General features: G+C 71.0%; 28 protein-coding genes and 1 tRNA gene. 17 read left to right on the forward strand and 12 right to left on the reverse strand.

Going from position 1 to position 26,201, the window contains the following annotated elements; all coding sequences use genetic code 11:
* Nucleotides 1–86: 86 nt before the first annotated feature.
* Nucleotides 87–1,337: an META domain-containing protein gene (locus RGD00_RS05025; RefSeq protein ID WP_310456201.1), complete on the reverse strand. Its 1,251-nt coding sequence runs from the start codon at nucleotides 1,335–1,337 to the stop codon at nucleotides 87–89.
* Nucleotides 1,338–1,460: 123 nt separating this feature from the next.
* Here RGD00_RS05025 and RGD00_RS05030 point away from each other — a divergent pair.
* The 3 genes from RGD00_RS05030 to RGD00_RS05040 all read left to right on the forward strand — a co-directional run bounded on the left by RGD00_RS05030 (nucleotide 1,461) and on the right by RGD00_RS05040 (nucleotide 4,757).
* Nucleotides 1,461–1,545, forward strand: a tRNA-Leu gene (locus RGD00_RS05030).
* 252 nt (nucleotides 1,546–1,797) lie between these two features.
* Nucleotides 1,798–4,071, forward strand: a complete 2,274-nt coding sequence (locus RGD00_RS05035; protein WP_310456202.1) for a PKD domain-containing protein — start codon at nucleotides 1,798–1,800, stop codon at nucleotides 4,069–4,071.
* Nucleotides 4,071–4,757, forward strand: coding sequence for a hypothetical protein (locus RGD00_RS05040; protein ID WP_310456203.1), 687 nt, complete (start codon nucleotides 4,071–4,073; stop codon nucleotides 4,755–4,757). Before RGD00_RS05035 ends, RGD00_RS05040 begins: the two co-directional genes overlap by 1 nt.
* A 22-nt stretch (nucleotides 4,758–4,779) precedes the next feature.
* On the opposite strand, the gene RGD00_RS05045 is transcribed toward RGD00_RS05040, so the two are convergent.
* Nucleotides 4,780–5,091, reverse strand: a complete 312-nt coding sequence (locus tag RGD00_RS05045) for a hypothetical protein (protein ID WP_310456204.1) — start codon at nucleotides 5,089–5,091, stop codon at nucleotides 4,780–4,782.
* A gap of 29 nt (nucleotides 5,092–5,120) precedes the next feature.
* Nucleotides 5,121–5,852, reverse strand: coding sequence for a prepilin peptidase (locus RGD00_RS05050; protein ID WP_310456205.1), 732 nt, complete (start codon nucleotides 5,850–5,852; stop codon nucleotides 5,121–5,123).
* A 151-nt stretch (nucleotides 5,853–6,003) separates the two neighbouring features.
* Between RGD00_RS05050 and gspG the strand changes: the two genes are divergently transcribed.
* From gspG to RGD00_RS05090, 8 genes are read left to right on the forward strand one after another with little or no spacing between them, the layout of a single operon-like run.
* A complete protein-coding gene (gspG, locus tag RGD00_RS05055) occupies nucleotides 6,004–6,468 on the forward strand; it encodes a type II secretion system major pseudopilin GspG (protein WP_310456206.1) in 465 nt (154 codons plus the stop codon).
* Nucleotides 6,453–6,899: a prepilin-type N-terminal cleavage/methylation domain-containing protein gene (locus tag RGD00_RS05060; protein ID WP_310456207.1), complete on the forward strand. Its 447-nt coding sequence runs from the start codon at nucleotides 6,453–6,455 to the stop codon at nucleotides 6,897–6,899. Before gspG ends, RGD00_RS05060 begins: the two co-directional genes overlap by 16 nt.
* Nucleotides 6,896–7,279 (forward strand): type II secretion system protein GspI, encoded by a 384-nt coding sequence (locus tag RGD00_RS05065; RefSeq protein ID WP_310456208.1) that lies wholly within the window; start codon nucleotides 6,896–6,898, stop codon nucleotides 7,277–7,279. Before RGD00_RS05060 ends, RGD00_RS05065 begins: the two co-directional genes overlap by 4 nt.
* Nucleotides 7,276–7,866 carry a prepilin-type N-terminal cleavage/methylation domain-containing protein gene (locus tag RGD00_RS05070; RefSeq protein WP_310456209.1) on the forward strand — a complete coding sequence of 197 codons (591 nt, stop codon included), beginning with the start codon at nucleotides 7,276–7,278 and terminating at the stop codon, nucleotides 7,864–7,866. The genes RGD00_RS05065 and RGD00_RS05070 overlap by 4 nt, the downstream gene beginning before the upstream one ends.
* Complete coding sequence (locus RGD00_RS05075) at nucleotides 7,863–8,744, forward strand: type II secretion system minor pseudopilin (protein WP_310456210.1); 882 nt, start codon at nucleotides 7,863–7,865, stop codon at nucleotides 8,742–8,744. Before RGD00_RS05070 ends, RGD00_RS05075 begins: the two co-directional genes overlap by 4 nt.
* 48 nt (nucleotides 8,745–8,792) lie before the next feature.
* Nucleotides 8,793–9,935 carry a type II secretion system protein GspL gene (gspL, locus tag RGD00_RS05080; protein WP_310456211.1) on the forward strand — a complete coding sequence of 381 codons (1,143 nt, stop codon included), beginning with the start codon at nucleotides 8,793–8,795 and terminating at the stop codon, nucleotides 9,933–9,935.
* On the forward strand, nucleotides 9,932–10,420 hold the full coding sequence (gspM, locus tag RGD00_RS05085) for a type II secretion system protein GspM (RefSeq protein ID WP_310456212.1): 489 nt from the start codon (nucleotides 9,932–9,934) through the stop codon (nucleotides 10,418–10,420). The genes gspL and gspM overlap by 4 nt, the downstream gene beginning before the upstream one ends.
* Nucleotides 10,417–11,148 carry a hypothetical protein gene (locus RGD00_RS05090; protein WP_310456213.1) on the forward strand — a complete coding sequence of 244 codons (732 nt, stop codon included), beginning with the start codon at nucleotides 10,417–10,419 and terminating at the stop codon, nucleotides 11,146–11,148. The genes gspM and RGD00_RS05090 overlap by 4 nt, the downstream gene beginning before the upstream one ends.
* Here RGD00_RS05090 and RGD00_RS05095 read toward each other — a convergent pair.
* Nucleotides 11,145–11,675, reverse strand: a complete 531-nt coding sequence (locus RGD00_RS05095) for a tetratricopeptide repeat protein (protein ID WP_310456214.1) — start codon at nucleotides 11,673–11,675, stop codon at nucleotides 11,145–11,147. The two genes, RGD00_RS05090 and RGD00_RS05095, sit on opposite strands and share 4 nt — an antisense overlap.
* Nucleotides 11,676–11,782: 107 nt before the next feature.
* Between RGD00_RS05095 and RGD00_RS05100 the strand changes: the two genes are divergently transcribed.
* The 5 genes from RGD00_RS05100 (at nucleotide 11,783) to RGD00_RS05120 (ending at nucleotide 18,074) form a co-directional block, all read left to right on the forward strand.
* The gene (locus tag RGD00_RS05100) at nucleotides 11,783–12,610 is read left to right on the forward strand and encodes a type II secretion system protein N (RefSeq protein ID WP_310456215.1); all 828 of its coding nucleotides are present in this window, start codon (nucleotides 11,783–11,785) and stop codon (nucleotides 12,608–12,610) included.
* 4 nt (nucleotides 12,611–12,614) lie between these two features.
* A complete protein-coding gene (gene gspD / locus RGD00_RS05105; protein WP_310456216.1) occupies nucleotides 12,615–14,549 on the forward strand; it encodes a type II secretion system secretin GspD in 1,935 nt (644 codons plus the stop codon).
* The gene (locus tag RGD00_RS05110; RefSeq protein WP_310456217.1) at nucleotides 14,539–16,008 is read left to right on the forward strand and encodes a GspE/PulE family protein; all 1,470 of its coding nucleotides are present in this window, start codon (nucleotides 14,539–14,541) and stop codon (nucleotides 16,006–16,008) included. The genes gspD and RGD00_RS05110 overlap by 11 nt, the downstream gene beginning before the upstream one ends.
* Complete coding sequence (locus RGD00_RS05115) at nucleotides 16,008–17,219, forward strand: type II secretion system F family protein (RefSeq protein WP_310456218.1); 1,212 nt, start codon at nucleotides 16,008–16,010, stop codon at nucleotides 17,217–17,219. The genes RGD00_RS05110 and RGD00_RS05115 overlap by 1 nt, the downstream gene beginning before the upstream one ends.
* 105 nt (nucleotides 17,220–17,324) lie before the next feature.
* Nucleotides 17,325–18,074, forward strand: a complete 750-nt coding sequence (locus RGD00_RS05120; protein ID WP_310456219.1) for a GntR family transcriptional regulator — start codon at nucleotides 17,325–17,327, stop codon at nucleotides 18,072–18,074.
* Between the two features lie 87 nt (nucleotides 18,075–18,161).
* Here the strand turns inward: RGD00_RS05120 and cpaB are convergent, their stop codons facing one another.
* From cpaB to RGD00_RS05140, 4 genes are all read right to left on the reverse strand, one after another.
* Entirely contained in the window at nucleotides 18,162–19,016 is an 855-nt protein-coding gene (gene cpaB, locus RGD00_RS05125) for a Flp pilus assembly protein CpaB (RefSeq protein WP_310456220.1), read from the reverse strand.
* 132 nt (nucleotides 19,017–19,148) lie between these two features.
* Complete coding sequence (locus tag RGD00_RS05130) at nucleotides 19,149–19,325, reverse strand: hypothetical protein (RefSeq protein WP_310456221.1); 177 nt, start codon at nucleotides 19,323–19,325, stop codon at nucleotides 19,149–19,151.
* Between the two features lie 197 nt (nucleotides 19,326–19,522).
* Nucleotides 19,523–19,741, reverse strand: a complete 219-nt coding sequence (locus RGD00_RS05135; protein ID WP_310456222.1) for a Flp family type IVb pilin — start codon at nucleotides 19,739–19,741, stop codon at nucleotides 19,523–19,525.
* 90 nt (nucleotides 19,742–19,831) lie between these two features.
* Nucleotides 19,832–20,050: a Flp family type IVb pilin gene (locus tag RGD00_RS05140; RefSeq protein ID WP_310456223.1), complete on the reverse strand. Its 219-nt coding sequence runs from the start codon at nucleotides 20,048–20,050 to the stop codon at nucleotides 19,832–19,834.
* A gap of 452 nt (nucleotides 20,051–20,502) precedes the next feature.
* Between RGD00_RS05140 and RGD00_RS05145 the strand changes: the two genes are divergently transcribed.
* Nucleotides 20,503–21,285 (forward strand): lytic transglycosylase domain-containing protein, encoded by a 783-nt coding sequence (locus tag RGD00_RS05145; protein ID WP_310456377.1) that lies wholly within the window; start codon nucleotides 20,503–20,505, stop codon nucleotides 21,283–21,285.
* On the opposite strand, the gene RGD00_RS05150 is transcribed toward RGD00_RS05145, so the two are convergent.
* The 4 genes from RGD00_RS05150 to topA form a co-directional block, all read right to left on the reverse strand.
* Nucleotides 21,260–21,850, reverse strand: a complete 591-nt coding sequence (locus RGD00_RS05150; RefSeq protein WP_310456224.1) for a UbiX family flavin prenyltransferase — start codon at nucleotides 21,848–21,850, stop codon at nucleotides 21,260–21,262. The two genes, RGD00_RS05145 and RGD00_RS05150, sit on opposite strands and share 26 nt — an antisense overlap.
* A gap of 325 nt (nucleotides 21,851–22,175) precedes the next feature.
* Nucleotides 22,176–22,805: a 3-oxoacid CoA-transferase subunit B gene (locus tag RGD00_RS05155; protein WP_310456225.1), complete on the reverse strand. Its 630-nt coding sequence runs from the start codon at nucleotides 22,803–22,805 to the stop codon at nucleotides 22,176–22,178.
* A complete protein-coding gene (locus RGD00_RS05160) occupies nucleotides 22,805–23,509 on the reverse strand; it encodes a CoA transferase subunit A (protein WP_310456226.1) in 705 nt (234 codons plus the stop codon). The genes RGD00_RS05155 and RGD00_RS05160 overlap by 1 nt, the downstream gene beginning before the upstream one ends.
* 51 nt (nucleotides 23,510–23,560) lie before the next feature.
* Complete coding sequence (gene topA, locus RGD00_RS05165; RefSeq protein ID WP_310456227.1) at nucleotides 23,561–26,170, reverse strand: type I DNA topoisomerase; 2,610 nt, start codon at nucleotides 26,168–26,170, stop codon at nucleotides 23,561–23,563.
* Nucleotides 26,171–26,201 lie beyond the last annotated feature (31 nt).

A 26,201-nucleotide genomic window follows, 5' to 3' on the forward strand; every position in this document is an offset into this window, starting at 1 on the left:
GGCACCGCCCGTTGGATGAAGGCGCTGCGCCCGCAGGCCGGGGTTCACCCCGGCCCCAGCCTTTCCACCCGCACCGCCGCCGGGCGTCAGCGGCGGGCGCGGATCACCGGGGTGCCGGCGGCGTGCAGCACCAGCGCGCCGTCCGCGGCGATGTCGAAGCCGTCCACCCGGGCGAGGGTGTCGAAGAAACCGGCCTCGGCCTCCATCTGCGGGGGCGGGCAGGCCATCAGGGTCGCGGCGGCGCGGGTGATCCGCAGCCCTTCGCCCGTCAGCTCATAGCCCGCGGCCATGCGGTTGCAGGGCGCCGCACCCGCCAGCCGGCCATCCTTGCCGAAGGCGAGCGTCGCGGCCACGCCCTCGGGCAAGGGCGCGCCGTTGATCTCTGCCACCTGCCATTCGGCCCCGGTCAGCAGTGCGGCGGGATCGCCCGCGCAGCCGGGATGGGTCTGGCCCCCGACGGTCACGGCGGCGGTCAGCGGATAGGGCATGCCCGTCATCGTGTCGTGGCAGAGGCCCGCGCGCAGGTCCAGCACCCGCCCGCCCAGATCGACGCTGCGGCCTTCGTCATCGCTGCGCCCGACGGCGGGCATCGGCCCTTCGAACCGCCCGCCGGGGCCGTCGTAGACCGCGCCGTCCTCGGCCAGCACCACGATCCACGAAGGTTCGTTGCCGCGCGCGGTCAGGGGCAACAGCCCCTCGGGGACCGCCTGCCGGCAGGCGCCCGGATCCGCGCCCGCGAGGCGGATGGAAATCCCCTCCACCCGGTCGCCCTTCCACCAGACCCAGGTTTCCGGGTCGTCCGCGGCGGCGTATTTCGCCCCCGAGGCGGCGACGGCGGGGGCGAGGTCGATCAGCCGGCCGCCGATGTCCAGCCGCACGCCTTCGGCGGTGAAGCCCATGCGCAGGTCGGTGTCGCCGCAGCGCAGGGCGAGCGCGAAGGCGAGCGGCGGCCAGGCCCGCGTCATCAGCAGCCCCAGGTCGTCCCCGTCCCCTTTTTCGCCCGCATCCGCGGCGATGGGCATCGGGCCCGTCACCCAGGCCCTGTCGGGGCCCGCCAGCAGCGCGCCGTGCAGCACCAGATCCACGCCTGCGGGGCCGGTGACGGAAAAGGACACCGGCGGCTGGCGCGTGCCCAGATCCTCGCGCCATTCGGTGACGAAGCTGCCGTCGGGCCGGCGCAGTTCCACCACCGCCTGCGTATCCTGCGGCAGGGCGATGCGTTCGCGCAGCGAGAGGCTGCCGGTGAGGGTCCGTGTGTCCTGCGCGCAGGCGAGCCCCGCCAGCAGGCAGAGCGGCAGGGGCGCGATCGGGCGCAGGGCGGAAAGCGTCAGGGGCATGGGTCACTCCTTCCAGCGGCGGGTGCAGGGTGCCATGCGGCGCGGGCAGAGCAAAGGGGGCGCGCATGACGGTGGCGTGAGCGGCCTTTGACCGCCGGGCCGGGCTTGCTATAGGGGCGGCGTGCGGGCGTGGCGGAATGGTAGACGCAGGCGACTTAAAATCGCCAGGGCCTGGCCTGTGCGGGTTCGAGTCCCGCCGCCCGCACCAGCCCCGCGTGGGGGAGGTTTCCCGGGCAATCCGCCGTGCATTCCGCGCTGATTCCGCGATACGCCCGCCGCGGCGATCCTGCCCCGCGGGCCCCGGCCCGAAATGCCGCATATCGGGCCGCGGCCGCCGGATCGCGGGAAGGATCCGGCCCGCCCGATGCCCCGAACCCACCCGCGACAGCGGCCGGAGTCACGTTTTGTTGACCGAAGCGTGATAGGTGCTATGATCGATGCCGACACATTGGAGGGCAAAATGGCTTTTTCAAGTATTGTAAGATGGCTGCTGATGGTCATCACGGTGTCGTTCATCGCAGCCTGCAAAAGCGACACCCCCACTGCCGGGGCCGACAGCACGATCATCGAGATCGCGGGCCGGTCCACCGTCAGCGCGGGCACCCCGCTTGCGCTGACCGTCACGGGCAACGATGGCGCCGATACATATGACTGGGTATTTTCCGACGGCCAGACCAAGGCCGGCGCGGATGTGAACGTCACCTTCCCCGCCGCGGGCGTCTATACCGTTCTGGTCAAGGCGATGAAGGGGACCGAGGTCCTGGCCGAAACCACCGGCGCGATCAGCGTGTTCGACGCCGCCGCGGGCGCCAACCCCGGCTTTGTCGGCATTCCGGTCATGTTCGGCGACGTGGGCCAGGACGGCGTGCTGGAACTCGACGACCTGCTGCTGGCCGCGCAGGCCGCGGCCGGGCTTTACGATACGGAATTCGAGGCTTTCGAAGCTGCCGACATGAACCTGTCGGGCACGCTCGACAATGCCGACATCGGGCTGATCGCGCAGGCGCTGCTGCATGATGCGCCGCTGCCCTCGGCGATTCTCGACCCCTGGGCGCGCCCGGCGGGGACCGTCTCGATGGTCTCTCCCGCGCTGCTCGACCCGGATGCAGAGGTGGCGGTGCTGGTCGATGGCGTCGCCTCGCCGCAGGTATTCCGCTCCATCCTCGGCTATGCGACCTTCGTCGTGCCCAAATCGCTCGTCGGCGCGGATGCCGAGGTCGACGTGGTGCTCCAGGTCGCCGGGGCAGAGGCCGACCGGATGCCGCTTCTGCTGAAGGCGCCGGTGGCCAAGCCCGCCGATGCCAAGGCCGATGTGCTGGCCTTCCTCGACGAACTCGCCGACATGATCGAGCGGCAGCGGACCGCCACCCAGACCTTCGCCGAACAGAGCGGCGGGGTCGATCCGGCCGATCTCAAGATCGTCATGGGCGGGGCAGAAGCCGGCGGCGTGCAGTTCGCCGAGGCCGTCGAGGGCGTGCGCGAACTGCTGAACGGGCCCGATGGCGCGCAACTGGCGCAGTTCCTCCAGGCGGTGTTCTACGCCAACGGGCTGGATGAATTCCGCGCCGATGTGGCCACGATCCAGACCGAGGGCACGCTGCCGATGCGCCGCCTTGGGGTGGAGGCGCCGGCGGATGTCTGCGCGATCTATGTCCCCGCGGTCTGCATGCTGAAAAGCACGGTCTCGGCGATCTCGACCGGTTCCAACATCCTGGCGGGCGCCTGTTCCACCGCGGCGCTGGTGGCGCTGGTCGGCGGTGCGGTGATCCCGGCCGACGGGCCGGCGATCGAGGTCGCGGCGCTGGCGGGCTTCGTCAAGTTCTGTCTGCCGCTGACCGTGCCGCTGCAAGTGGCCGGCATCGTCGGCGATCTGGTCAAGCCGCTCGACTTCGACTTCCGCCTGAGTTCGGACAAGACCAGCCTCGACGACGGCGAGACCGCGACGATCACCGCCGAGGTGACGTTCATCGGGCTCAACAACCTCTGCGGGCTCGGCGTGACCAAGGGCGCGAAAGAGCTGATCAACAAGAAGCTCGGCGCGCGCATCGTCGGCATGCTGATGACCAAGAGCACGACCTACAAGCTGTTGGGCGAGATCTATGCCAAGATCGGCGAGGATTCCTATACCGGGCTTCTGACCGCGATCCAGAACGTGGTCAGCAACACGCTCGACGCCACCGGCCTGTCGGATGCGTTCGAGAACTTCATCAACAAGGTCTGCGGCTTCATCCCGCCGACGGGCGGCGTGGTGGCCGATGCCAAGGACTTCAACCTGACGGCGACGAACGGGGGGCTGCTGTCCTTCCTGCCCGACGGCAAGGCGACGCTGGCCTGTCCAGCGCCGGGCAGCGGCGGCGGGTCGGGGGCGATCACGGTCAGCGGCAGCCGCGTCCTGTGCGGTTCCGACACCAAATCGGCCTCGGTCGACGTGTCCTGCGGCACCGGCAACGTCACCATCACCATGGGCGACAACGGTTCGGCCAACGATGACATCTACGAGGTGATCATCGACGGGCGCACGGTGCTGACCTCTTCGGTGCCGGTGCGCAGCGTGTCGGTCACGGTGCAATTGCCCAAGGGCCAGACCACCGTGCTGATGCGCGGCCGGGCGGCGCCGGACGGGATCGGGACCTATTTCATCTCGTTCAGCGGTGCGACCGTGATTTCGGGCCAGACGTCGGGTTCCGACCTGACGCCCGGCGTGACCAAGACTTTCATCATCGAGGTGCAGTGATGCTCGGGGTTCTTGCGAAAAGACTGACGCTGGCGGCGGCCGCCGCCGTCTGGATGCCCGCGGCAGCCCTGGCGCAGTTCGCCGGCGATGCCTTCTTCCTCACGCCTTCCGTGGCGGTGCAGGAAGGGCAGACCGGCGAACTCGACCTCGCCTTCTTCACCGCAGCGGATCCGTTCGGCGTGGCGCAGATGACCGTCACCTGGGATCCTGCGCAGATGGAGGTGGAGGACGTGACGCTGCCGCCCAACGCGGCGGCGGTGTTGCAGCAGGAAATCCTGCTGGAGCCGGGCAGTCTCAAGGTGATCGTGGTCAACACCTCGTCGGTGACGGAACCCATCGGCACCGTCGACATTGCGAAGATCACCGTCCGTCCGCTGACGGCGGTGGGCAGCCGGATCGTGGTGCAGGCGGTGCAGGAAGGCGCCTTCAACACCGACGTCAACACCTATCCCCGGTCCGGCAGCGCCGCGGCCGAGGTGGTGGTGACGGCCGCCCCCGGCCCCCTGCGGCTGGCCGGGGCAGAGGTGGCGACGGTCGAGAACCCCTCGCCGGAACTGCTGGCCCGGGCGGCGGCGATCGCGCCGGCGGGCGGGCTGGTCGAACTGGTGGTGGTGGGTGCCGACGGCGCGCCCGAACGGGTCCGCGTGCGCGCGCCGGCCACGGCCGGGGCAGGCGAATCCGACTGATCGGGCGGGTGCGGTTGCGGGCCTAGCCGGCCAGGAACCGCACCAGCACCGCGATGAGTCCGATCGTCAGCGCCATCAGTGCGAAGAAGACGAAAAAGAACGCCACGGCGTTCTTTTTCCGTTCGATGGGACGGCCCACGGCGAACACATCGACCATGCCCCGGCGATAGTTGGCGATCAGCAGCCACAGGTTCAGCACCGCGATGGCCAGGATCAGGGCCGCATAGACCTGCGGCGGCACGGCGGCCAGCCCCGCCATTTCCGCCAGCCGGGCAAGGATTAGCAGGCCGATCAGCCCGGCCATCGCCGCCAGCCGGGGGGATTTCACGCGCATCGCAGGGCCTTTCGTCCGGGGTCGGGCGATCATAGGGCGGGGGCCAGCCAGCCCGCAACCAGCACCAGCGCCGACCCGGCACAGAGGAAACTGCCGAAGGGCAGCGCCAGCGCCGCCGGCGGGCGCCCGCGATGCGCCGCCAGTGCCCAGGCCAGCCCCAGGCCCGCGCCAAGCGCCACCACCAGCGGCAGGTCGGCCAGCGGGTGCAGTGCGCCGATCCCCGCCATCAGCTTGACATCGCCCATCCCCAACCCCTCGCGCCCCCGCAGCGCACGATAGGCGATGCGGATCAGCCAGAAACCGCCCGCCCCGATCGCCGCGCCCGCCAGCGCCGCGCCCCCATGGCCAGCCGCAAGGGCCACGGACAGCGCCACCACCGCCAGCGCCGCGGTCAGCACATCGGGCAGGCGCCGGTGGCGCGCATCGGCCAGCGCCAGCGTCGCCAGCAGCCACAGCACCAGCGCCCCCGCCAGCGCGCCCCCCGGCGGATCCAGCGCCAGCGCCAGTGCCGCGCCGGCCATGGCCCCCGCCTCGATCAGCGGCAGGTGCAGCGGGATCGCCGCGCCGCAATGCCCGCAGCGCCCCCGCCGCCAGGCCCAGGACAGGATCGGCACCAGATCCGCCGGTCCCAGAACATGGCCGCAGGCCGCGCAGCGCGACCGCGCGGTCAGCACGTCGCGCCCCTCGGGCAGCCGGTCGGCCAGCACGCCCAGGAAAGAGCCCGCGAAGGGCGACAGGATCAACAGCAGCCAGGGCTCCATCCCGGCACCTTAGGGCGGATCGGCGCCGGGCTCCATCGCCTTGCGGGGCGGATGGGCGTTCCGCCGCCCCCACCCCGCCAGCCCCCGGGGGCGCGGGCTTGATGCCCGCAGGGGGCTGATCTAGACTTCCGCCACGCATCGGAGAACCCGCATGACCACAGCCGACACCGCCGCCGACCGGCCCCGCACGGGCCGCCATGACGAGGGGTTTTCCCTTCTGGAACTGATGGTTGTGGTGGTGATCCTGTCGATCCTCGCCATCGCCATCGTGCCGCGCATCATCGACCGGCCCGATCAGGCGCGCGTCGCCCGCGCGCGGTCGGACATCGCGGTGCTGGAAAGCGCGCTGCAACTCTACCGGCTCGACAACCTCGGCTATCCGACCACCGAACAGGGCCTGCGCGCGCTGGTCGAAAAGCCCACCCGCCCGCCGTTGCCGCCGAACTGGGCCGGCGCGGGCTATGTGCAATCGCTGCCCAAGGATCCCTGGGGGGCGGATTACCAGTACCTCTACCCCGGCCTGCGCGGCGAATTCGACGTGTTCAGCTATGGCGCCGACGGCAAGCCGGGGGGCGAGGGCGTGAACCGGGACATCGGGTCTTGGTCGGACGAGTGACCGGCGCGCCCGCCGGCTTTTCGCTGGTGGAGCTTCTGGTCGCGGTCGCCGCGCTGGCGGTGCTGGCGGGCCTTGCGGGGCTGAGCGTGCAGTTCCGCCCTGGCGCCGCGCCGCGCGATGCCGACCGTTTCTTGGCCGCCGCGCGCCTGCAACTGGAAGAGGCCGTGCACCGGGGCGCGCCCCGGGCGCTGCGGATCACCGCCACCGGCTTTGTGGCCGAAACCCGGGCGGAGGGCGGCTGGCAGGCGGCGGGCGAGGCGGTGGACTGGCGCGGCACAGCCGCATGGCAGGCGCGCGCGCCCGCGTTGCGGATCCTCTTCTGGCCCGCCGGGCAGGTATCGGATTTCGCGCTGGATCTGGATCAGGACGGGCAGGTCTGGCGCTGCGCCCCCGTGGCGGGGCAACTGCCCGCCTGCACCGCCCGGCCATGACCCGCCGCCGCCCCGCCGATACGGGCTTTTCGCTGGTCGAGCTTCTGGTGGCGGTGCTGGTCCTGTCCATCGGCGTGATCGCGGCGATGCGCAGCGTCGGCCATTCCACCCGCGTGCTGGCCGGGGAAACCGACCGGCTGATGGCGCAGACCGTTGCGCTGAACCGGGCCGAGGAACTGCGGCTGCTGGGTGCGGCGCGGGGGCGGGGCCTGCCGCGCACGGTGCCGATGGGTCATGCCGACTGGCAGGTGCGCATGGACGAGGCCGCGTCGCAGGCCGGGCTGGTCGAGATCACCATCACCGTCAGCGCCCCGGGCCGCCCCGGCGCGCGGCTGGTGACTTATGTCTCGCCCGACCGCCGCCCGGGGGCGGTGCCATGACCCGGCGCGAGGGCGGCTTTTCCCTGCTGGAACTGATGGTTGTGCTGGCGATCTTTTCGGTGGTCGCACTGGCCGGGGTGCAGGCCACCCGCGCGGTGCTGCGCGCCGACACCGGTCTGCGCGCGGCCGGAGAGGACGGGCGCGCGCTGGCGCTGGCCCTGCGCCTGCTGCGCCGGGATCTGGAGGCGCGGGTGGATCTGCCCTACACGGCCCCCGACGGCGGGCTGGAACCCCCGTTGCTGATCGACCCCGCGCGCGGGCGGATTGCGGTCAGCGCCGCCGGCATGCTGCGCGGCACCGACCCGCCGGCCGAGGGCGCGGCGCGGGTCGAATGGCGGCTCGACCGGGCGCGCGGCGCGCTGGAACGGCGCATCCTGCCGCTGGCCCGCGCCGAGGGCGCCGTGCAGGCCAATGCCCCGGGCGCGGTGCTGCTGGAAGGCGTCACCGCGCTGCGGGTGCAGGTGCATGACGGCACCCAGTGGCGCGCCGCCCCGGCGGGGGCGGCGGATGCCAGCGCCGCGGCGGGGGTCGAGGTGGTGATCGAACAGGCCCGCCACGGCGCGATCCGGCTGGTGGTGGTGCCATGAACGCGCAGGACATCACGCAGGATCGGGGCATGGTGCTGGTCAACGCGCTGGTCACGATCCTGGTGATCGCGGGGGTTTCGGCCTCGCTCATGCTGCTGGCGGCGCAAAGCCGGCTGCGCACCGGGGCCGGGCTGGCGGCGGATCAGGCGGCGGTCTATCTCGATTCGCTGGCCGAACTGCTGCCCGACCTCTTGGACCGGACATGGCGGCCCGACGATCCCGTGGCGCTGATGCAGGATTGGGCGCGGCCCTACAGTTTCCCCATCGACCGGGGCGAGGTGGGCGGGCAGGTGGCCGACCTTCAGGGCCGGTTCAACCTGACCTGGCTCGCCGATCCGCAGGACGATTTCATGCGCGATGCCTTCCTGCGGCTGTGGCGCGACCGGGGGCTCGACCCCGACCGGGGGGCGCAGGCGCTGGCGGCCCTTGTGCCCGCGCTGCGGGGCGGGGGGCTGGCGATGCCGATGCAGCTGCTCGACCTGCCGGGGTGGGATGGCACGGCGTGGGGGGCGCTGGCCCCGCATCTGGCGTTGTTGCCCGCGGCGGCGCGGCTGAACACCAATACCGCCACCGAACCTGTGCTGCGCGCGGTGCTGCCCGGCCTGCCGCCCGCGGCGCTGACGGAACTGCTGCGGGTGCGGGCCGAAACCCCCTTCGTGCGGCCCGAGGAACTGCGCTACCGCGCCGCCGCCTTCCTGCCGCCCGAGGCGCTGGCGGCGATCCCGTTTTCGCGGTTCGACATCACCTCGCGCTGGTACGAGGCGGGGCTGATCGCGACGCTGGATGGCGTGACGCTGCGCCGGGCGGTGCGGCTGGAACGGCGCAGCGCGCGCGAGGGCGGGACGCGGGTTCTGGGCGCGGTGCCGGTGCATGATTGATCCGGGACGCACGGCATTCCATAGTCGGCGCGCGGGAACGGGGGGCGCATGGGCAAGGCGGCGATGACAGCACGGGAACCGGCGGCGCCGCTGTTCTGGCCGCTTGCCGCGGCGACCCCGCCCGCCGCGCCTTTCGTCGCGCTGGTCCCGGGGGCAGAGGTGGCGTTGCACCGGCTGGACATTCCGGCGCGGATCCGGGGGGCGGCGCGGCTGCGCGTGGCGCGCGCGATGCTGGCCCCCGTTCTGGCCGCGCGGGCGGAGGGGGTGGAGGCCGTGCCGCTGCCCGCAGCCGGGCGCGACTGGTCGGTGCTGATGGTGGCCGAACGGGCGCGGCTGGCCGAATGGGCCGGCGCACTGCCCGGCGGCGCGCGCTGCCTTGCGCTGGTGCCGGATTACCTGTCCTTGCCCCATGCGCCCGACGCCTGGGTCCTGCGGCAGGGCGCGGGCGGGGTGGTCCTGGCGCGCAACGGCGCGGATGCCGGTTTCGCGGCGGAACCCGATCTGGCCGCCGCCCTGCTGCGCCGGTGGGCGGGGGTGCGGCGCCCGGGGGCCGTGCTGGCGGAAACCGGCCTGCCGGGGCCGGTCGCGGCCACGCTGGCGGCGCTGGACCTGACGCCCGTGCAGGACCCCGCCGCCATCGCCGGGCTGGTGCCGCCGCGGCTGGCGGATCTGCGGCTGGCCGACCTGCGCGGCACCGCCGGGGGCGCGGTGCCGGGGGCGGCGCTGTGGCGGCGGCGGTGGGTGCTGGCGGCGCTGGCGGGGGCCTTTTTGCTTTACTGTGCGGGGCTGGCGCTGGAAACCCGCCGCCTGACCGCCATGGCGGAAACCGACCGCGCGGCGGCGGAGGCGCTGGTGCGCCGCCATATCCTGCCCACGGGCCCCCTGCCGGACCTGCGCCGGCAGGTGGAACGCGCGCTGGCCGCCGGGGGCGGGGCAGAGGCCGCGCCGGGTGCGGTGGCGCTGCTGCACCGGGCGGCGGGGGTGATCGCGGCCTCGCCCCTGCGCCTCGACATGGTGGCGCTGCGGCCCGAAACCGGCATGATCCTGTCGCTGACCGCCCCCGGTTTCGCCGAGGCCGAGGCGCTGGTGGCCGATCTTGCCGCCGCAGGGCTGGCGGCAGAGGTGCGCGACAGCGCCGTGCGCGCCGAGGGCGGGGTGGAACTGCGCCTGCATGTGGGGGCCGGGCGATGATGGCGGCGCTGCGCCTGCGTCTGGCCCTGCTGACCGCGCGCGAGCGGTGGTTGCTGGGTGTTCTGGTCGCGGTGGTGTTGCCGGTGGCGCTGGTGGCGGGGGTGCTGCTGCCGCTGCTGGATGCCCGCACCGCGGCGCGGCAGGCGGCGACCGAGGCGCGGGCGGATCTGGATTGGATCGCGGCGCAGGTGGCGGGGCTGCCGGCGGGCGGGCTTGCCCCGGCGGCGGCGGCGGTGGCGCCCGTGGGACTGGCGGAACTGGAACGCGGCATCGTCGCGGCGGGGCTGCGCGAGGGGCTCGGCATTCTGTCGAACCGCGCGGGCGGCGGGGTGGATCTGGGGTTCGAGGATGTGGCCTTCGACCCGCTCGCCCGCTGGATGGCGGGGGTCGAGCGCACGGCGGGCTATCGTATCGCGGTGATGCAGGTCGAACGGCTGGCGCCGGGCCGCGTGCGCGCGCTGTTCCAGCTGGAGCCCGCGGGATGATGCGCCGCGCGGTTCTGGTATTGGCGGTGCTGGCGGGCCTTCTGGCGGCGGCACTGGCAGAGGGGCGGGCGGGTCATCTGCGCGCGCTCGGCGTTCCGGTGCCTGCGGGGGTGGCGGATGACGCGGGGCTGTGGCGCGGCGCGGCAGAGGGGCCGGGGGGCCTGCGGCTGCACTGGCGCGCGCGGTGGCCCGGGCTGGCCGGCCCGGTCTGGGCGCTGCGGGCAGAGGCGCCGGCGGGCCGGGCCGAGGGCGTCGCGCAACTGTCCTGGACCGGCGGGCGGCTGTGGCTGACCGGCGTTCAGGGCCGCGCATCGCTGGCGGACCTGCGCGCGCTGGCGGAACGGGTCCGGGGGCCCATCCCCGACCTGCCGCCGGATCTGGCGGGTGAGGTCACGCTGACCGCCGCCGCCGCGCACCTGGCCCTGCGCCCCCCCGCGCCGGTGGCGGCAGAGGCGGCGGGCGCGCTGCGGGGGCTGGTCTTTGCGGGCGCGGCGCTTGGCGATGGGCCGCTGGCGGCGCGGCTGGCGGATGGGGCATGGACCGCCGATTTGCGCCTGCCGGGCCTGCATCTGGCCGCGCAGGGGATGCTGGAGGCGGGGAAGGCCGAAATGGTGCTGGATCTGGCCGACCCCGCCATCCTGCCCCCCGACCTGCGCGCGGCGATCGAACCCGCGCTTCTGCGGACCGAGACCGGCTGGCGGCTGTCGGCGGTGCTGCCCTTGCCTTAAAGCGCGGCGCGCGTGCGCCGGATTTCCTCCAGCCGCCGTTGCAGCCCGCCTGTCGGGTCCATCCCGCCGTGTTTGGCCAGCGCATCGGCCAGCGCGGTTTCGGCCGCCGCCAGATGCCCCGTGACCTCTGCCTTGCCCGCGTTGCGCGCAAGCGCGGCCAGCGCCAGTTCGTGTTCCGCCGTGCCCTGCACCGCCAGCGCCGCCGACCGCAGCATCCCCGTCTGCGCCAGCGCCACCCGGCGCGCGTTCTGCGACGCCTCTGCCATCCGCCCGCCGCGCAGCAGGGCATGGGCGTATTCCAGCCGGATCCGCGGCTCCAGCGGGCCGGCATGGTCCAGCAGGCGGGCATAATGCGCCGCAGCCTGATCGTGGCGGCCCGATTCCAGCGCCGCGCGGGCACTGGAATAATCCTCGCGGAACCGCACCGGCTGGCCGGAAACATCGGCGGGCGGGCCGGGCACGCAGGCGGCAAGCGCGGCCAGCGCCAGCCCGGCGAGAAGGGGCCGCAGGTGGCGGGATGCAGTCATGGTATCGTTCCCACAGGGGTTCTTTGCTGCTAGACTAGCATTCCGGTTTTCGGGTTGGTAGGGAATTGCGTGATGCGGCTTATCGCCGACAGGGGGGCGCCCGTCTGATGCGCGTTCTGGATAGGGGTCTGGGCCTTGTGGCTGCGGCGGTGCTGGCCTATGCGGCGGGCGCTGCGGCGCTGGCGGCGCTGCGCCCGGGTCCGGCGGCGGGCCCCGTCGCAGGGCCCGCGCGCGCGGCGTCAGGGCTGGCGGATCTGGCAGAACCGGGGGCCGGGATGGCCGAACCCGTCTGGCCCGCGCTTTTCGGCACCGCCCCGGCGCCAGAGGCCGCCGCCCCCGCCGCCCAGGTGGCCGAGGCCGCGCCGGAAGAGGCGCCCAAGGTCGTGCTGGCGGGCATCGTCGTGGCGCCGGGGCGGGCCTGGGCGCTGCTCGACTGGGGGCAGGGGCAATCGGCCGCGCAGGTGGGCGACCTGCTGCCCGCCGACACCCGCATCGCCGACATCACCCCCGAGGGCGTCTGGCTGGAACGCGCGGGCCTGCGCTGGCTGGTCCCCGCCGTGCCCGAGGGCGCAGGGCTGCCCGCGACCCGCGCCGCCGCCGACCCCGCCCCCGCCACGCAGACCGCGGCGGACGAGGTGACGGTGCCGGTCGGCAAGCTGGACCGGCGCGCGCTGGAACGGCTGGTGGCGCGCGGCGGGCAGATGGAGGACGGGGCGGATGCGCTGGTCGTCACCTGGGTGCGCGCGGGCCAGTTTTTCGACCGCCTGGGATTGAAACCGGGCGACAGCATCATTGCGATAAACGGGCAGAAGGTCGGCGGCCGGGCGGAACTGACAGGGGCTTATGACACCGCGGTGCGATCCGGGGTCATGGCGCTCGACGTGACGCGCGGCGGGGCCCACAGGAAGATACGGGTAAACCTTGCGGATATTTGACAGATTGACGGCCGTCCTGCTGGCGGCGCTGCTGCTTGGCGGTGGTTTCTCCGCCATGGCCGAGGCGCAGGTGCGGCTCAACCTGCGCGACGCCGACCTGCGCGCCTTCGTCGAGATCGTGGCTGCGGAAACCGGGCGCAACTACACGCTCGACAGCCGCGTGCGCGGCACCGTCACCGTGATCGCGCCGACCGAGGTTTCGGCCGATGCGCTCTACGAGATCTTCCTCAACGTGCTGGAACTCAACCGCCTCACCATCGTGCGCGGCGGGCAGGTGGACCGGATCGTGCCGATGGATCAGGCGCGCGAACTGTCGCCCGCGCTGTCGGGCAGCGGCGGCTATGAAACCCGCATCTTCGAATTGCAGGGCACCCCCGTGACCGAGGCGGCAGAGGTCGTCCGCCCCCTGATCGCGCAGGAAGCCGTGCTGACCGTGATCCCGGCCAGCCGGTTGCTGATCGTATCGGACCGGCGTGAAAGCCTCGACCGGGTGGGGCGGCTGCTGGAAAGCCTCGAACGTGCGCGCGGCGGCGCGGTGGAAACCGTCCGGCTCAACCATGGCGTGGCCGAGGACATGGTGGAAACGTTGCGCGGGCTGGACATCATGCCCGCGGGGGCCACGCTGTCGGCGGATGCGCGCGCCAATGCGATCCTGATTTCCGGCAGCGATGCCTTTCGCGCGCGCGTGCGCAACCTCGTGACGCAACTGGACACCCCGCAGCGCAGCCTGCAATCCGAGGTCGTGTCGCTGCGCTATGCCGATGCGTCGCAACTGGAACCGATCATCACCCGGTCGTTTACCGCCACCGCGACCGAGGGGCAGGCGGGCGCCGTCGGCCCGCAGGTGTCCATCGTGGCCGAACCGCAAAGCAACGCCCTTGTCGTCACCGCGCCGAGCGACCGGATCGACGCCATCGTCACCGCCATCCGCAGCCTCGACCAGCGGCCGCGGCAGGTGCTGGTCGAGGCGGTGATCTTCGAACTGTCGGTCGAGAACTTCTCGGATCTGTCGGCGCAGTTCGGGGCGCTGCTGAACAACGCTTTGGTGGGCGGGGCCGAGTTTTCCATCGGCAACCGGCCCACGCTGTCCAGCCTCGTCAGCGCGGCGATGGCGGGCACCACCGTCGCCACGCCGGGCGCGGGCGGCACCATCGGCGGCGCGCGGATGAGCGGGGATGACGGCTTCGTCGGCTTCCTGTCGGCGCTGGCGCGCGAAAGTTCGACCCGGTTGCTCTCCACCCCCTCGGTGATGACGCTGAACAACGCCGAGGCAGAGATCGTCGTGGCGCAGAACGTGCCCTTCGTCACCGGCAGTTTCGCCACCGTGGGCGACAGCGCGGTGCCCGAACGCCCCTTCCAGACCGTGCAGCGCGAGGATGTGGGCCTGACGCTGCGGGTGACGCCGCAGATCACCTCGGACGAGATCGTGCGCATGGAAATCTCGCAGGAGGTGTCGAGCCTGACCAACACCGCCTCTGCCGCGGGGGGCGAGATCACGTCGAAACGGGCGCTGAAAACCAACGTGCTGGTGCGCCACGGGCGGGTGATCATGCTGGGGGGCCTGCTGGAAAACGGCGCGGGGGTGCAGTCGGCGGGCGTGCCGGGGCTGCGGAAGATCCCGCTGATCGGGGGGCTGTTCCGCGGCCGGGCGGTCAACAAGCAACAGCGCGTGCTGCTGATGCTGCTGCGGCCCCGGATCGTGAACAACGACCAGCTGGCCGACCAGCTGACGCGCGAGGTGACGGCGGATGCGCGGCGCGCCTCGGCCACGATGCAGTTGCGCGACGATGGCGTCTATCCGGCGGTGCCGGCGGCGGGGCTGCCCTTCGACGGAGTGGACCTGAACCAGCCCTTCGACATGGGCATTGTGGACCGGGTGGCGCGCGAACGGTCCTTCCCGCCGCTGCCCGCGCCCCTGAGGTTCGGCAATGGCCGCTGATCCCGCCGGGGCGGGGGCGCATCTGCCCTTCGCCTTTGCGCGGGACCATCAGGTGATCCTGACCGGCGGCCGGATGATCCTGGGCCCGGGGGGCGAGGCCGCGGCGCTGGCAGAGGTGCGCCGCGCGGCGGGCGCGCCCCTGGCGGTGGAAGAGGTCGACGCCGCCGCCTTTGCCCGGCTGCTCGATGCCCACTACAGCACCGTGGCGGGGCAGGCAGAGGACAGCGGCGCCGACATCGCCTTCGATCTGGAGGAAACCGAGACCGGCGCCCGGGTGCAGGACCTGCTGGAGGATGCGGCAGAGGCACCGGTGATCGAACTGGTCAACCAGCTTTTGCGCCGCGCGGTGCGGGCGGGCGCGTCCGACCTGCATGTCGAGCCCCTGCGCGACGGGATCCGCGCGCGGATGCGGCTCGACGGCACGCTCTACCCCATTCTGGAACGCGAGGACGTGCCGGTGCGCCGGATCGTGTCGCGGCTCAAGGTGATGGCGGGGCTGGATACGTCCGAAACCCGGCTGCCGCAGGACGGGCGCATCGCGCTGCGTTTCGGCGGCCGGGCGATCGACCTGCGGTTTTCCAGCCTGCCGGGCCAGCATGGCGAACGGCTGGTGCTGCGGATCCTCGACCGGCAGGCGGGGATCCGGGCGCTGGACGATCTTGGCCTGTCGCCCGCGCAGGCGGCGCAGCTGCGGCGGCTGGCGGGGCGGCCGAACGGCATCGTGCTGGCCACCGGGCCCACGGGCAGCGGCAAGACCACGACGCTTTATTCCCTGCTGCACCTGATCGACCGGCGCGAACGCAATGTGGTGACGGTCGAGGACCCGATCGAATACGAACTGCCCGGCATTTCGCAATCCCAGGTCAACCCCGACATCGGCCTGACCTTCGCCGCGGGCCTGCGCGCCACCCTGAGGCAGGATCCCGACGTGATCCTCGTGGGCGAGATCCGCGATCAGGAAACCGCCAAGGTCGCGGCGCAGGCGGCGCTGACGGGGCATCTGGTGCTGTCCTCGCTGCATGCGAACGGCACACTGGGGGCGGTCACGCGGCTGCGCGATCTGGGGCTGGATGATTACCTCATCGCCTCGACCCTGCGCGGCGTGCTGGCGCAGCGGCTGGTGCGGCGGCTCTGCCCGGCCTGCGCACGGGCGGAACCGCCGGCGGCGGAACTGGCCCACCGCCTGACCGCCGCCGGCATCCCCGTGCCCGCCATGGTGCGCCATGCCGTGGGCTGCCCCGCCTGTTCGGGCACCGGCCACGCGGGCCGCGTCGGTATCTTCGAGGTCGCCGAAATCCCGGACCCGATGGCCGCCGCCATCGGCCAGGGCGCGGCAGAGGCCGAATTGCGCGCCCTGCTCGACCCCGGGGCGGAAACGATGACCACCAGCGCGCTGCGCCGCATCGCCGCCGGCGAGGTCAGCCCCGAGGAACTGGCCCGCGTTCTGGGGGACCTCTGATGCGGGCCTTCGCCTATGTCGCCTACACGCGCGAGGGCAAGCGGCGCACGGGCTCGGTGGTGGCGGAAAACGAACGCGCGGCGCTGGAACAGTTGCAGGGCAAGGGGCTGTTTCCGTCAGAGATCCGGGCGGGCGCGGCGGCGGCGGGGCCGGTGCGGCGAGGCCGGTCGATGCGGCTCGACCTCGACGAGCGCGCGATCTTCTGCCGGCAGATGGCGGTGCTGCTGGCGGCCTCGCTGTCCAAGGAACAGGCGCTGGATGCGGTGATCGGGTCCGAAGGCTCCGCCCGGCTGCATGCTTTTTCCGCCTGGCTGAAGGCCGGCGTGCTGGAAGGCCGGGGGCTGGCTGATCTGGTGGGGCAGGCGCGGGCGGGGTTTCCGGGCTATTGCATCGCGTCCCTGCGCGCGGGCGAGGCGTCGGGGCGGCTGGCCGAGGTGTTCGAGCGGCTGGCCGAACACCAGGAAAACCAGGGCAACCGCAAGTCGGTTCTGGCCACGGCGCTTGTCTATCCGGCCTTCGTGGGGCTGGTGTCGCTGCTGGTCTGCGGGGTGCTGGTGACGCAGATCGCGCCGGAATTGCAGGTGATGTTCCAGGCCGCGAACCGCCCGCTGCCGGACCTGACACAGGCGGTTCTGGGCATATCCGGCGCGGTGCAGCGCCATGCGGTGCTGATCCTTCTTCTGCTGGCGGCGGCGGTGGCCGGCGCGGTGCTGGCCTGGCGCGCGCCGGGCCCGCGCGACGCGATCCAGCGCGCGGCCCTGCGGCTGCCGGTGCTGGGGCGGCTGATGCGGCTCGCCATGGCGGCTGAATACCTGCGCACGCTGGCGCTGGTTCTGGGCAGCCGCCAGACGGTGCAGGCGGCGGTGGCCAGCGCGGCAGAGGTCATCGCGCTGCGCAGCGCGCAGGATCAGGCGCGCGAGGTGCTGCGCGCGGTGACGGAGGGCGAAAGCCTCGCCGCCGCGCTGACCCGGCTGCCGCTTCTGCCCGGGATCGTCCTGCAGATGGTGCGCGTGGGCGAGGAAACCGCGCAGGTCGCGCGCATGGCCGACCGCGCGGCGATGGTGCTGGAAACGCGGCTCGACACCGAACGCAAGCGGCTGGCGGCGGTGCTGGACCCGGCGCTGATGGTGCTGGTCGGCGCCTTCGTGCTGGTGGTGGTGCTGGCGGTGCTGCTGCCGATTTTCGAGCTGCAATCGGTGGTTGCGGGCTGAGCCCCGGTTCGTGACGTTCCGTCACGAGGGATTTTCGTTGAGTTTATCCGTTTTGAATACATTATGCTGCCGGGAAACCCTGATCGTGGGAGAGTTTCGGGCGACATGCAGGATTTTGTGCGGGAAGAGGGCCAGCCGCCGGTCACGTCGGAACAACTGGTCGCGCAACTGCGCGAGGCGATCCTTTGCGGTACCCTGCGGCCGGGCGACCGGCTGCACCAGGACCGGCTGGCCGAAGAGATGGGCGTGTCGCGCACGCCGCTGCGCACCGCGCTGACGACGCTCGCCCAGGCCGGGCTGGTGCGGTATGAAACCAACCGCGGTTTCCGGGTGCGCGAATTCTCGATGTCGGACCTGCGGCACGGGCTGCGGGTGCGGGCGGAGCTGGAGGCGCTGGCCTGCCGGCTGTTCGCGCTCCACATCACCGATGCCGAGGTGGAACATCTGCACGATCTGGTGCGGCAGGGCGATGCGCTGCTGGCCTGCGGCACGCTGCGGCCCGAGACGCAAGTGCCCTACCGGCAGATGAACGTCGAATTCCACGGCACCATCTACCGCGGGGCCGGCAACCCCTGGCTGCAGAGCTTCATCGAGCAACTGCACAGCGTGCCGCTGGTGTCGGACCGGATCGCGATCTGGGAGGATTACGCCGATGTCGTCCGCTCGCACGACGACCACCGCCGCATCGCCGATGCGCTCGGCCAGCGCGACGGGGAACGGGCGGCGCGGATCATGCTGGAACATGTGTCCTTCGTCGGCGCGGGCACGCTGACCCGCGTCAGCCAGTTCCCCGACGAATTCCTGCCCCCGGCAGAGGCCCCGGGCGGCCCGGGCGCGCGCAGGCGGCCTTCCTAGCAGGGCCGGCCGCGGGCACCCTTCCGGCAGCCGGAATGGCGAAAGGCGCCCCCCTTGCGGCGGGCGCCCGGTGCCGTGCGGCTGTGGTCAGTTGGTGCAGGGGATCGGGATTTCCACCACCTCGGCGCCCCGGCGGGTGCGGATGGTGCAGACCTTTTCGCGTTCCACCTCGGCCACGACCTTTTCCTCGATCCCCAGGATGTCGCGCCGCATCACGTCGGTGACGCCCGTCGTCATCTCGTCGTCGTTGCCGACCAGAGACAGCGCCAGCCGCCCCGTGGCCTGCGCCTGCGCGAGTTTCGCCACCTGCTGCGGCGTCGCCTCGACCGTCACGGTGCGGGCGATGATCGTCGCGGCGGTATCGGCGCTTGCGGTCTGGTCCACGGCGATGATGCGCACGCCGGTTTCGATCAGCCGCGTGATCTCGCCCTGTTCGGCCTCGGAAATCCCGCGGGTGGAGCCCGTCCAGTAGATGTCCACCCGGTCCAGCGGCCGCAGGAACCCCGACACGCCAGAGGCCACATCGACCTGGATCGCGAAGGCGCGCATGCCCTTGGCGAGGCTGGAGGTGATCGAGGCGACCTCGCCCGGTTCCGTCACCTTGACGGCCAGCACGGGTTCGAACTTTTCCATCTGCCGCGTCACCATGCGCTTTTTCGACCCGTCGCCGGGAAACAGCGCCGCATTGTCGGTGAACACGCCTTCGGGCAGGGCGTTCTGCGGCCAGAGGATCACCTGCACGTCTTCCGGCAGCAGGGGTTTGCCATAGGCCAGTTGCTTGTTGACGACGAAGACCTCGACCATGGGCCCGGCCTTGGCGCGGGCGGCGCGTTCGCGGGCCAGCGCGACCTCTGTCTGTTTCACATAGCCCTGCACCATATAGGCGGCAAAGCCCGCAAGCCCCAGGCCGACGACCAGCACAAGTCCGAAGACAAGACGCATCTACCGTTTCCTTTCACTGCTCGGGGCAGGTTTTGCCTGTTCCGCCTCGGTTCTGTGGCGGAATCGGTTACGATTCCGTCAACGCCGCACCCTGATGCAGGATTGCGGCAAAAGAATGGACCGCCCGCGCCGTCACTTGGGCGTGTAGGTCGCGGTCAGCGCCGCCAGGCGTTCGGCGAAATCGGTGGTGCCCGACATGAAGGGAAAGATGATCACCATCACCATGCCGATCACCGCCGCCGTCAGCACGACGAAATCGACGGTCACCGCCCCGTCCTGCCGCGCAAGGAAACGCCTGATCCTGAACATTGCCGGTCCCTTCCGGTTTGGGGTCCACTCGTCACGCGGCCCGGGAATCGGGCCTGCCACAGGACATGAGCCTTGTGCCCGAATGTGGCGAAAGAAGGTGCAATCGGGGGTGGAAAGCGGGCGATTGCAAACGGGGCGGAAAAGGAAAAGGGCCGCGCAAGCGGCGCGGCCCTGAAACTTTTCGGCTTCTGGCGCGATTATTGCTGTTCGCCGCCGTCGCCCTGCTTCTCGTAGCCGATGGTGGTGTCGGTCAGGTTGTCGTTGATGCCGGTCGCGACGCTTTCGATGCCGCCGCCGACGACGTTCATCACCACGATGCCGAGGCCCACGATGGCGGCGGTCAGCACGACCCAGTCAACGGTCACGGCGCCGGATTCGTCGTTGCGGAATTTCTTGATCAGCGAGAAGAGTTTCATGTGTCTGGTCCTTGATGTCGGTTGTTTCGGGGTTGAGGAGGCGCGGCGGTTGTCCGGCCGCGCCGGGAAAAGGGATGCTCTGTGGCGCGATTATTGCTGTTCGCCGCCGTCGCCCTGCTTCTCGTAGCCGATGGTGGTGTCGGTCAGGTTGTCGTTGATGCCGGTCGCGACGCTTTCGATGCCGCCGCCGACGACGTTCATCACCACGATGCCGAGGCCCACGATGGCGGCGGTCAGCACGACCCAGTCAACGGTCACGGCGCCGGATTCGTCGTTGCGGAATTTCTTCAGGAGGTTGGTGAATTTCATGGGTACGTCCCTTCAGGATTTGCTCGTTACGTGTTTCACCGCTTCGGTCTGCATCACCCCGGCCTCTGTTCCGGTCCGCCTTCCGTCCTGGCTTGAGCATATATGGCCCCCGAATCGTGGCACCATTGGGGCCGGTCCGGGGTATTTTCGGTCAGCGCGATTTTTCTGCGATAAATTTTAACTACCTGTTTTTGAATGGTATTTTATGCGATCCCAATCCGGCGCGGGCCTTTGCGCCGCAGATTCGGCCCAAGGCAGGGGGAAAAGCTGGATCGGCGGGCCGATTCCTGCGATGATCGGCGCAAACAAATGACGGCAGGCAGAGCAGGATGCCCCGCATGACCCCGAAGCGCCGAATCCCCCCCGGCGCACCCGCCGCCCGCGCGCGGCTGCTGCGTCTGGCGCTGTCGGCGGCGCTGGCGGCGGCCCCCGTTGCGGCCCCCGTTCCGGCCATGGCCGAACAGGGCGCGGATTTCACCTTCCGCCGGATGAAACCGCCGGAACCCGGCCAGCGCCGGATCACGGTACAGATCGACCCCGAGGAACAGAAACGCCTGCTGGCGCTGGCCCCCAGGGTGGAACCCCGCAAACCCGATGCGCCCCCGTCCGCGCCCGCCGCCCCCGGGCCCGTCGTGGCGGGGCCCTATGAATGGTATTGGGAACTGGTTCCCCCCGGCCTCGGCCCGCAGGCGGGGCGGTTCGGGCAGGCGCTGGCGGCGCTGGCGCAGGGGCCCGGCGGCCAGCGCGTGCCGGCGCCGCGGCTGCAACAGATGCAGGACCTCGCCACCCGCTTCGGCACCGACATCCTGCGCGCGACCATCGGCACGCGGGTGTCGCCCGCGCTGGTGCTGGCGGTGATCGGGATCGAAAGCGCGGGGCGGGCGGATGCGGTCAGTTCGGCCGGGGCGGTCGGGCTGATGCAGCTGATCCCGGCGACGGCGAGCCGCTTCGGCGTGGCCGATTCGACCGACCCGATGGAGAACATCAAGGGCGGCGTGGCCTATCTGGACTGGCTGATGCGCGAATTCGACGCCGATCCGCTGATGGTGTTGGCCGCCTACAACGCGGGCGAAGGCGCGGTGCGCGGCAATGCGGGCGTGCCCCCCTATGCGGAAACGCGCGCCTATGTGCCCAAGGTGCTGGCCGCCTGGCAGGTGGCGCAGGGCCTGTGCCTGACGCCGCCGGAACTGGTGACGGATCCTTGCGTGTTCAAGGTGATTTCGGCGGGGGGCTGAGCCCCATCCCCGCCCACCGGCGGATCGGGGCGTCGATCCCGAACAGGTCCAGCACGCGGCCGACGGAATGGTCCACGATGTCGTCCAGCGTTTCGGGCCGGGTGTAGAAGGCGGGCACCGGCGGCGCGATCACCGCACCCAGTTCCGCCGCCGCCGCCATGCTGCGCAGATGGCCCAGATGCAGCGGGCTTTCGCGCACCATCAGCACCAGCCGGCGGCGTTCCTTCAACACCACATCGGCGGCGCGGGTCAGCAGGCCCGCGGTCACGCCGGTGGCGATTTCCGACAGGCTGCGGATGGAACAGGGCGCGACGATCATGCCCCTGGTGCGGAAAGACCCGCTGGCGATCGCCGCGCCCACATTGCGGGCCGCATGCAGATGGTCGCAGCGGGGTTCGATGTCGCGCAGGGATAGGCCGCATTCGGTGCGCAACGTCATCTCGCCCGCGCGGCTGACGACAAGATGGGTTTCCACCCCCGCCGCGCGCAGGGCGTCGAGGCAGCGCAGGCCATAGATCGCGCCCGAGGCGCCGGATATGCCCACGATGACCCTGTTGCCGTCCATGTCCTGCCCCCGCTGCGGTCGGCACAGACTAGCCGCAGGAAAGCCGGGGAGGGAACATCCACCCCGCCCCCGAGGTGCGGGCGAATGGTCGCGGTCCAAAGGGGGCAGACGTCGCATGCGGTGGACGGCAGCCGCCCGTCATAACCAAAAAACGCTGCTTCCCGGAACGAAGCGGCGCATCCTTCCGGCTGGACCCAAATATCCCCGCCGGAGGCCCCCGCACTCCCCCGACACAGGCGGCCGGATGAAGGGCCACCGTCCCCACCCGCCCGCGGCAGCGCCGGCGAGGGGGGCTCGATGCCCCCCGAGGCGGCGGCACGGGCCGTCAGCCGACGATGGTCGCCTCGGTCGCGGCGCGCAGTTCGTCCTCGGTCACGCCCTCGGCGCATTCGACGATCCTCAGCCCGCCCGGCACCACATCCAGCACCCCGAGGTTGGTGATGATGCGGTTGACCACGCCCTTGCCGGTCAGCGGCAGGGTGCATTGCTTGAGCACCTTCGATTCACCGGCCTTGTTGGTGTGGTCCATCACCACCACCACCCGGCCGACGCCCGCGACCAGATCCATCGCGCCGCCCATGCCCTTGACCAGCTTGCCCGGCACCATCCAGTTCGCCAGATCGCCGGTTTCCGACACTTCCATACCCCCGAGGATCGCCATGGCGATCTTGCCGCCGCGGATCATCGCGAAGGACTGCGCGCTGTCGAAGAACGCGGTCTGCGGCAGTTCGGTGATCGTCTGCTTGCCGGCGTTGATCAGGTCCGCGTCCTCTTCGCCCTCGTAGGGAAAGGGGCCCATGCCGAGCATGCCGTTTTCCGACTGCAGCGTGACGTTCACGCCGGCGGGGATGTAGTTCGACACCAGCGTCGGGATGCCGATCCCGAGGTTGACATACCAGCCGTCCTGCAGTTCCTGCGCGGCGCGCGCCGCCATCTGGTTGCGATCCCAGGCCATCACACCGCCTCCCGCTTGCGCACCGTGCGCTGTTCGATCCGTTTTTCGTGCTGCCCCTGGATCAGGCGGTGCACATAGATGCCGGGCAGGTGGATATGGTCGGGGTCGAGGCTGCCCATCGGCACGATTTCCTCGACCTCGGCCACGCAGACCTTGCCGCAGGTCGCCGCCGGCGGGTTGAAGTTGCGCGCGGTCTTGCGGAAGACGAGGTTGCCCGAGGGGTCCGCCTTCCACGCCTTGACGATCGACAGGTCGGCCACGATCCCGGTTTCCAGGATATAGGTCTTGCCGTTGAACTCCTTGTGCTCCTTGCCCTCGGCGATCACCGTGCCCACGCCGGTCGCGGTGTAGAAGCCGGGGATCCCCGCGCCGCCCGCGCGCATGCGTTCGGCCAGTGTGCCCTGGGGATTGAATTCCAGTTCCAGTTCCCCGCTCAGGTACTGGCGCATGAATTCCGCGTTCTCGCCGACATAGGACGAGATCATCTTGCGGATCTGCTTGGTCGCCAGCAGGATCCCGAGCCCGAAATCATCCACCCCGCAGTTGTTCGAGGCGACCGTCAGGTCCTTGGTCCCCGCATCGCGGATGGCGGAAATCAGCAGTTCCGGGATACCGCAGAGGCCGAACCCCCCCGCGGCGATGGTCATGCCGTCGAACAGAAGCCCGTCAAGGGCCTCTCCGGCGGTGGCATGGAGTTTGTTCATGAGGCCCTCGCGTCCGTGTTTGAAAGATTGTTGCCCGGCCGTCCGGCAGTGTCAATCGGCGGCGGCCTTGCGGCGGGGGGCCGCCTTGGGCTTGGCGGCGGTCTTGGCCGCGGCCTTGGGTTTGGCGGCTGCCTTGGGCTTGGCTGCGGCCTTCGGTTTCGCCGCCGCTTTGGCCTTGGGCTTCGCCTTGCCCGCCTTGGCCGCGATCAGTTCCAGCGCCGCGTCCAGCGTGACGTCCTCGGGCGTGCTGTCCTTGGGCAGGGTGGCGTTGATCTTGCCCCATTTGACATAGGGCCCATACCGGCCCGGCATCACCTGCACCGGCCCGCCGTCGGGATGTTCGCCCAGATCGCGCAGCGCCGTGGCCGGCGTGCTGCCGCGCGCGCCGCGGCTGGCCTTCTGCGCCAGCACCTCGACCGCGCGGTTCATGCCGATGGTGAACACCTCTTCGACATCGGGCAGGTTGGCGTATTTCGGCCCGTGCTTCACATAGGGCCCGAACCGGCCGATCCCGGCCTCGACCAGCGCGCCATCCTCGGGATGCGGGCCGATGGGGCGGGGCAGGGACAGCAGCGCCAGCGCGCGGGCAAGGTCGATGGTTTCCGGCGGCCAGCCCTTGGGCAGGCTCGCGCGCGGGGGTTTGGGCGTTTCCGCCGTCGCCTCGCCCTTCTGCACATAGGGGCCGAAGCGGCCGATGCGCAGCGTCACCGGCGTGCCGTCCTCGTCATGGCCCAGAACCTTGCCGTCGAGCGCCTGCACCGCGCCATCCTCGCCCCCGGGGGCGGACAGCGGCCGGGTATAACGGCATTCGGGATAGTTGCCGCAGCCGATGAAGGCCCCGCCGGACCGCGCGGTTTTCAGATGCAGCCTTCCCGCGCCGCAGACCGGGCAGGACCGCGGGTCCGACCCGTCCTCGCGCGGCGGGTAAAGATGGGGGGCGAGGAAATCGTCGATCGTGCTCAGCACCTCGCCGATGCGCAGATCGGCGGTTTCGGCGACGGCGGCGGAGAAATCGCGCCAGAACCGGGCCAGCACCTCCTTGTAATCCGCGCTGCCGGCGGACACGTCGTCGAGGTCGGTTTCCAGATCGGCGGTGAAGTCGTATTCGACGTAGCGGCGGAAATAGTTGGTCAGAAACGCCGTGACCAGCCGCCCCTTGTCCTCGGGGATCAGGCGGCTCTTGTCCTTGCGGACATATTCGCGGTCCTGGATGGTGGTGATCACGCTGGCATAGGTCGAGGGCCGGCCGATCCCCAACTCCTCCATCCGCTTGACCAGCGTCGCCTCGGTATAGCGCGGGGGGGGCTGGGTGAAATGCTGTTCGGGGGTGACGGCGCGCTTTTCGGCGGGTTCGCCCTGCATGATCTGGGGCAGGCGGGCGCCGTCCTCGTCATCCTCGTCGTCGCGGCCCTGTTCGTAGACGCGCAGGAACCCGTCGAACAGCACCACCTGCCCGGTGGCGCGCAGTTCCACCTGCCCGTCGGGGCTGGCGACATCCACCGTGGTCCGTTCCATCCGTGCCGCCGCCATCTGGCTGGCGATGGTGCGCTTCCAGATCAGATCGTAGAGCTTGCGCTGGTCATCCTCGGCCCGCAGTTTTTCCGGCGACAGCGACATGTCGGTGGGGCGGATGCATTCATGCGCCTCCTGCGCGTTCTTGGCCTTGTTCTTGTACATCCGCGGGCTGTCGGGGACGTAATTCGCGCCGAAACGGCTGCGGATCTCGTCGCGCGCGGCCATCACGGCCTCGGGCGCCATGTCGATGCCGTCGGTCCGCATGTAGGTGATGTGCCCGGCCTCGTAGAGCCGTTGCGCCGCCGACATGCAGGCCTTGGCGCCCATGCCGAACTTGCGGCTCGCCTCCTGTTGCAGGGTCGAGGTCATGAAGGGCGGCCAGGGGTTGCGGCTGGCGGGTTTCGATTCGACCGACTTCACCGCGAAGGGGCGCGAATGGATCGCCGCCACCGCCAGTTCCGCCGCCGCGGCATGCGGAATATCGAACTTTTCCAGCCGCTTGCCGCCCAGAACGGTCAGCCGCGCATCGTATTCCTGCCCCCGCGGCGTGGCGAGCCGCGCACCCACCGTCCAGTATTCGCGGGCGCGGAACGCCTCGATCTCCATCTCGCGTTCGACGATCAGGCGCAGGCAGACCGATTGCACCCGCCCCGCCGACCGCGCGCCCGGCAGCTTGCGCCACAGCACCGGCGACAGGGTGAAGCCCACCAGATAGTCCAGCGCCCGGCGCGCCAGATAGGCATCCACCAGATCCTGGTCGATCTCGCGCGGGTTGGCGATCGCCTCTGTCACCGCCGATTTGGTGATGGCGTTGAAGGCCACCCGCTGCACCGTCTTGCCCTTTTTCAGCGACGAGGCCAGCGCCTCGCGCAGATGCCACGAAATCGCCTCGCCCTCGCGGTCGGGGTCGGTGGCGAGGATCAGCCGGTCGTCGGATTTCAGCGCCTCGGCGATGGCGCGCACATGTTTCCTGCTTTCCGGCGCCACCTCCCAGGTCATGCCGAAATCGTGCTCGGGGTCGACCGACCCGTCCTTGGCCGGCAGGTCGCGCACATGGCCGTAAGAGGCCAGAACCGTGTAATCCGGGCCGAGATACTTGTTGATTGTCTTGGCCTTGGCGGGCGATTCGACGACGACGACGGGCATGGATCTTCCTCTGGCGCACCGGTGCGGCGGC

Origin of the sequence: Ruixingdingia sedimenti (assembly GCF_031432425.1) — a bacterium.
GTDB lineage: Bacteria > Pseudomonadota > Alphaproteobacteria > Rhodobacterales > Rhodobacteraceae > Ruixingdingia > Ruixingdingia sedimenti.

Bases quoted from the DNA above. Each gene is read 5' to 3' on its own strand.
- gspL (WP_310456211.1), top strand. From the start codon at position 8,793: ATGGGCAAGGCGGCGATGACAGCACGGGAACCGGCGGCGCCGCTGTTC.
- RGD00_RS05130 (WP_310456221.1), bottom strand. From the start codon at position 19,325: ATGTTCAGGATCAGGCGTTTCCTTGCGCGGCAGGACGGGGCGGTGACC.
- RGD00_RS05145 (WP_310456377.1), top strand. From the start codon at position 20,503: ATGGCCGAACAGGGCGCGGATTTCACCTTCCGCCGGATGAAACCGCCG.
- RGD00_RS05120 (WP_310456219.1), top strand. From the start codon at position 17,325: ATGCAGGATTTTGTGCGGGAAGAGGGCCAGCCGCCGGTCACGTCGGAA.
- RGD00_RS05070 (WP_310456209.1), top strand. From the start codon at position 7,276: ATGACCCGGCGCGAGGGCGGCTTTTCCCTGCTGGAACTGATGGTTGTG.
- gspM (WP_310456212.1), top strand. From the start codon at position 9,932: ATGATGGCGGCGCTGCGCCTGCGTCTGGCCCTGCTGACCGCGCGCGAG.
- RGD00_RS05035 (WP_310456202.1), top strand. From the start codon at position 1,798: ATGGCTTTTTCAAGTATTGTAAGATGGCTGCTGATGGTCATCACGGTG.
- RGD00_RS05025 (WP_310456201.1), bottom strand. From the start codon at position 1,337: ATGCCCCTGACGCTTTCCGCCCTGCGCCCGATCGCGCCCCTGCCGCTC.
- RGD00_RS05050 (WP_310456205.1), bottom strand. From the start codon at position 5,852: ATGGAGCCCTGGCTGCTGTTGATCCTGTCGCCCTTCGCGGGCTCTTTC.
- RGD00_RS05155 (WP_310456225.1), bottom strand. From the start codon at position 22,805: ATGGCCTGGGATCGCAACCAGATGGCGGCGCGCGCCGCGCAGGAACTG.
- RGD00_RS05100 (WP_310456215.1), top strand. From the start codon at position 11,783: ATGCGCGTTCTGGATAGGGGTCTGGGCCTTGTGGCTGCGGCGGTGCTG.
- cpaB (WP_310456220.1), bottom strand. From the start codon at position 19,016: ATGCGTCTTGTCTTCGGACTTGTGCTGGTCGTCGGCCTGGGGCTTGCG.
- RGD00_RS05045 (WP_310456204.1), bottom strand. From the start codon at position 5,091: ATGCGCGTGAAATCCCCCCGGCTGGCGGCGATGGCCGGGCTGATCGGC.
- RGD00_RS05140 (WP_310456223.1), bottom strand. From the start codon at position 20,050: ATGAAATTCACCAACCTCCTGAAGAAATTCCGCAACGACGAATCCGGC.
- RGD00_RS05075 (WP_310456210.1), top strand. From the start codon at position 7,863: ATGAACGCGCAGGACATCACGCAGGATCGGGGCATGGTGCTGGTCAAC.
- RGD00_RS05160 (WP_310456226.1), bottom strand. From the start codon at position 23,509: ATGAACAAACTCCATGCCACCGCCGGAGAGGCCCTTGACGGGCTTCTG.
- RGD00_RS05090 (WP_310456213.1), top strand. From the start codon at position 10,417: ATGATGCGCCGCGCGGTTCTGGTATTGGCGGTGCTGGCGGGCCTTCTG.
- RGD00_RS05040 (WP_310456203.1), top strand. From the start codon at position 4,071: ATGCTCGGGGTTCTTGCGAAAAGACTGACGCTGGCGGCGGCCGCCGCC.
- RGD00_RS05095 (WP_310456214.1), bottom strand. From the start codon at position 11,675: ATGACTGCATCCCGCCACCTGCGGCCCCTTCTCGCCGGGCTGGCGCTG.
- RGD00_RS05150 (WP_310456224.1), bottom strand. From the start codon at position 21,850: ATGGACGGCAACAGGGTCATCGTGGGCATATCCGGCGCCTCGGGCGCG.
- RGD00_RS05135 (WP_310456222.1), bottom strand. From the start codon at position 19,741: ATGAAACTCTTCTCGCTGATCAAGAAATTCCGCAACGACGAATCCGGC.
- RGD00_RS05115 (WP_310456218.1), top strand. From the start codon at position 16,008: ATGCGGGCCTTCGCCTATGTCGCCTACACGCGCGAGGGCAAGCGGCGC.
- RGD00_RS05065 (WP_310456208.1), top strand. From the start codon at position 6,896: ATGACCCGCCGCCGCCCCGCCGATACGGGCTTTTCGCTGGTCGAGCTT.
- gspG (WP_310456206.1), top strand. From the start codon at position 6,004: ATGACCACAGCCGACACCGCCGCCGACCGGCCCCGCACGGGCCGCCAT.
- topA (WP_310456227.1), bottom strand. From the start codon at position 26,170: ATGCCCGTCGTCGTCGTCGAATCGCCCGCCAAGGCCAAGACAATCAAC.
- RGD00_RS05110 (WP_310456217.1), top strand. From the start codon at position 14,539: ATGGCCGCTGATCCCGCCGGGGCGGGGGCGCATCTGCCCTTCGCCTTT.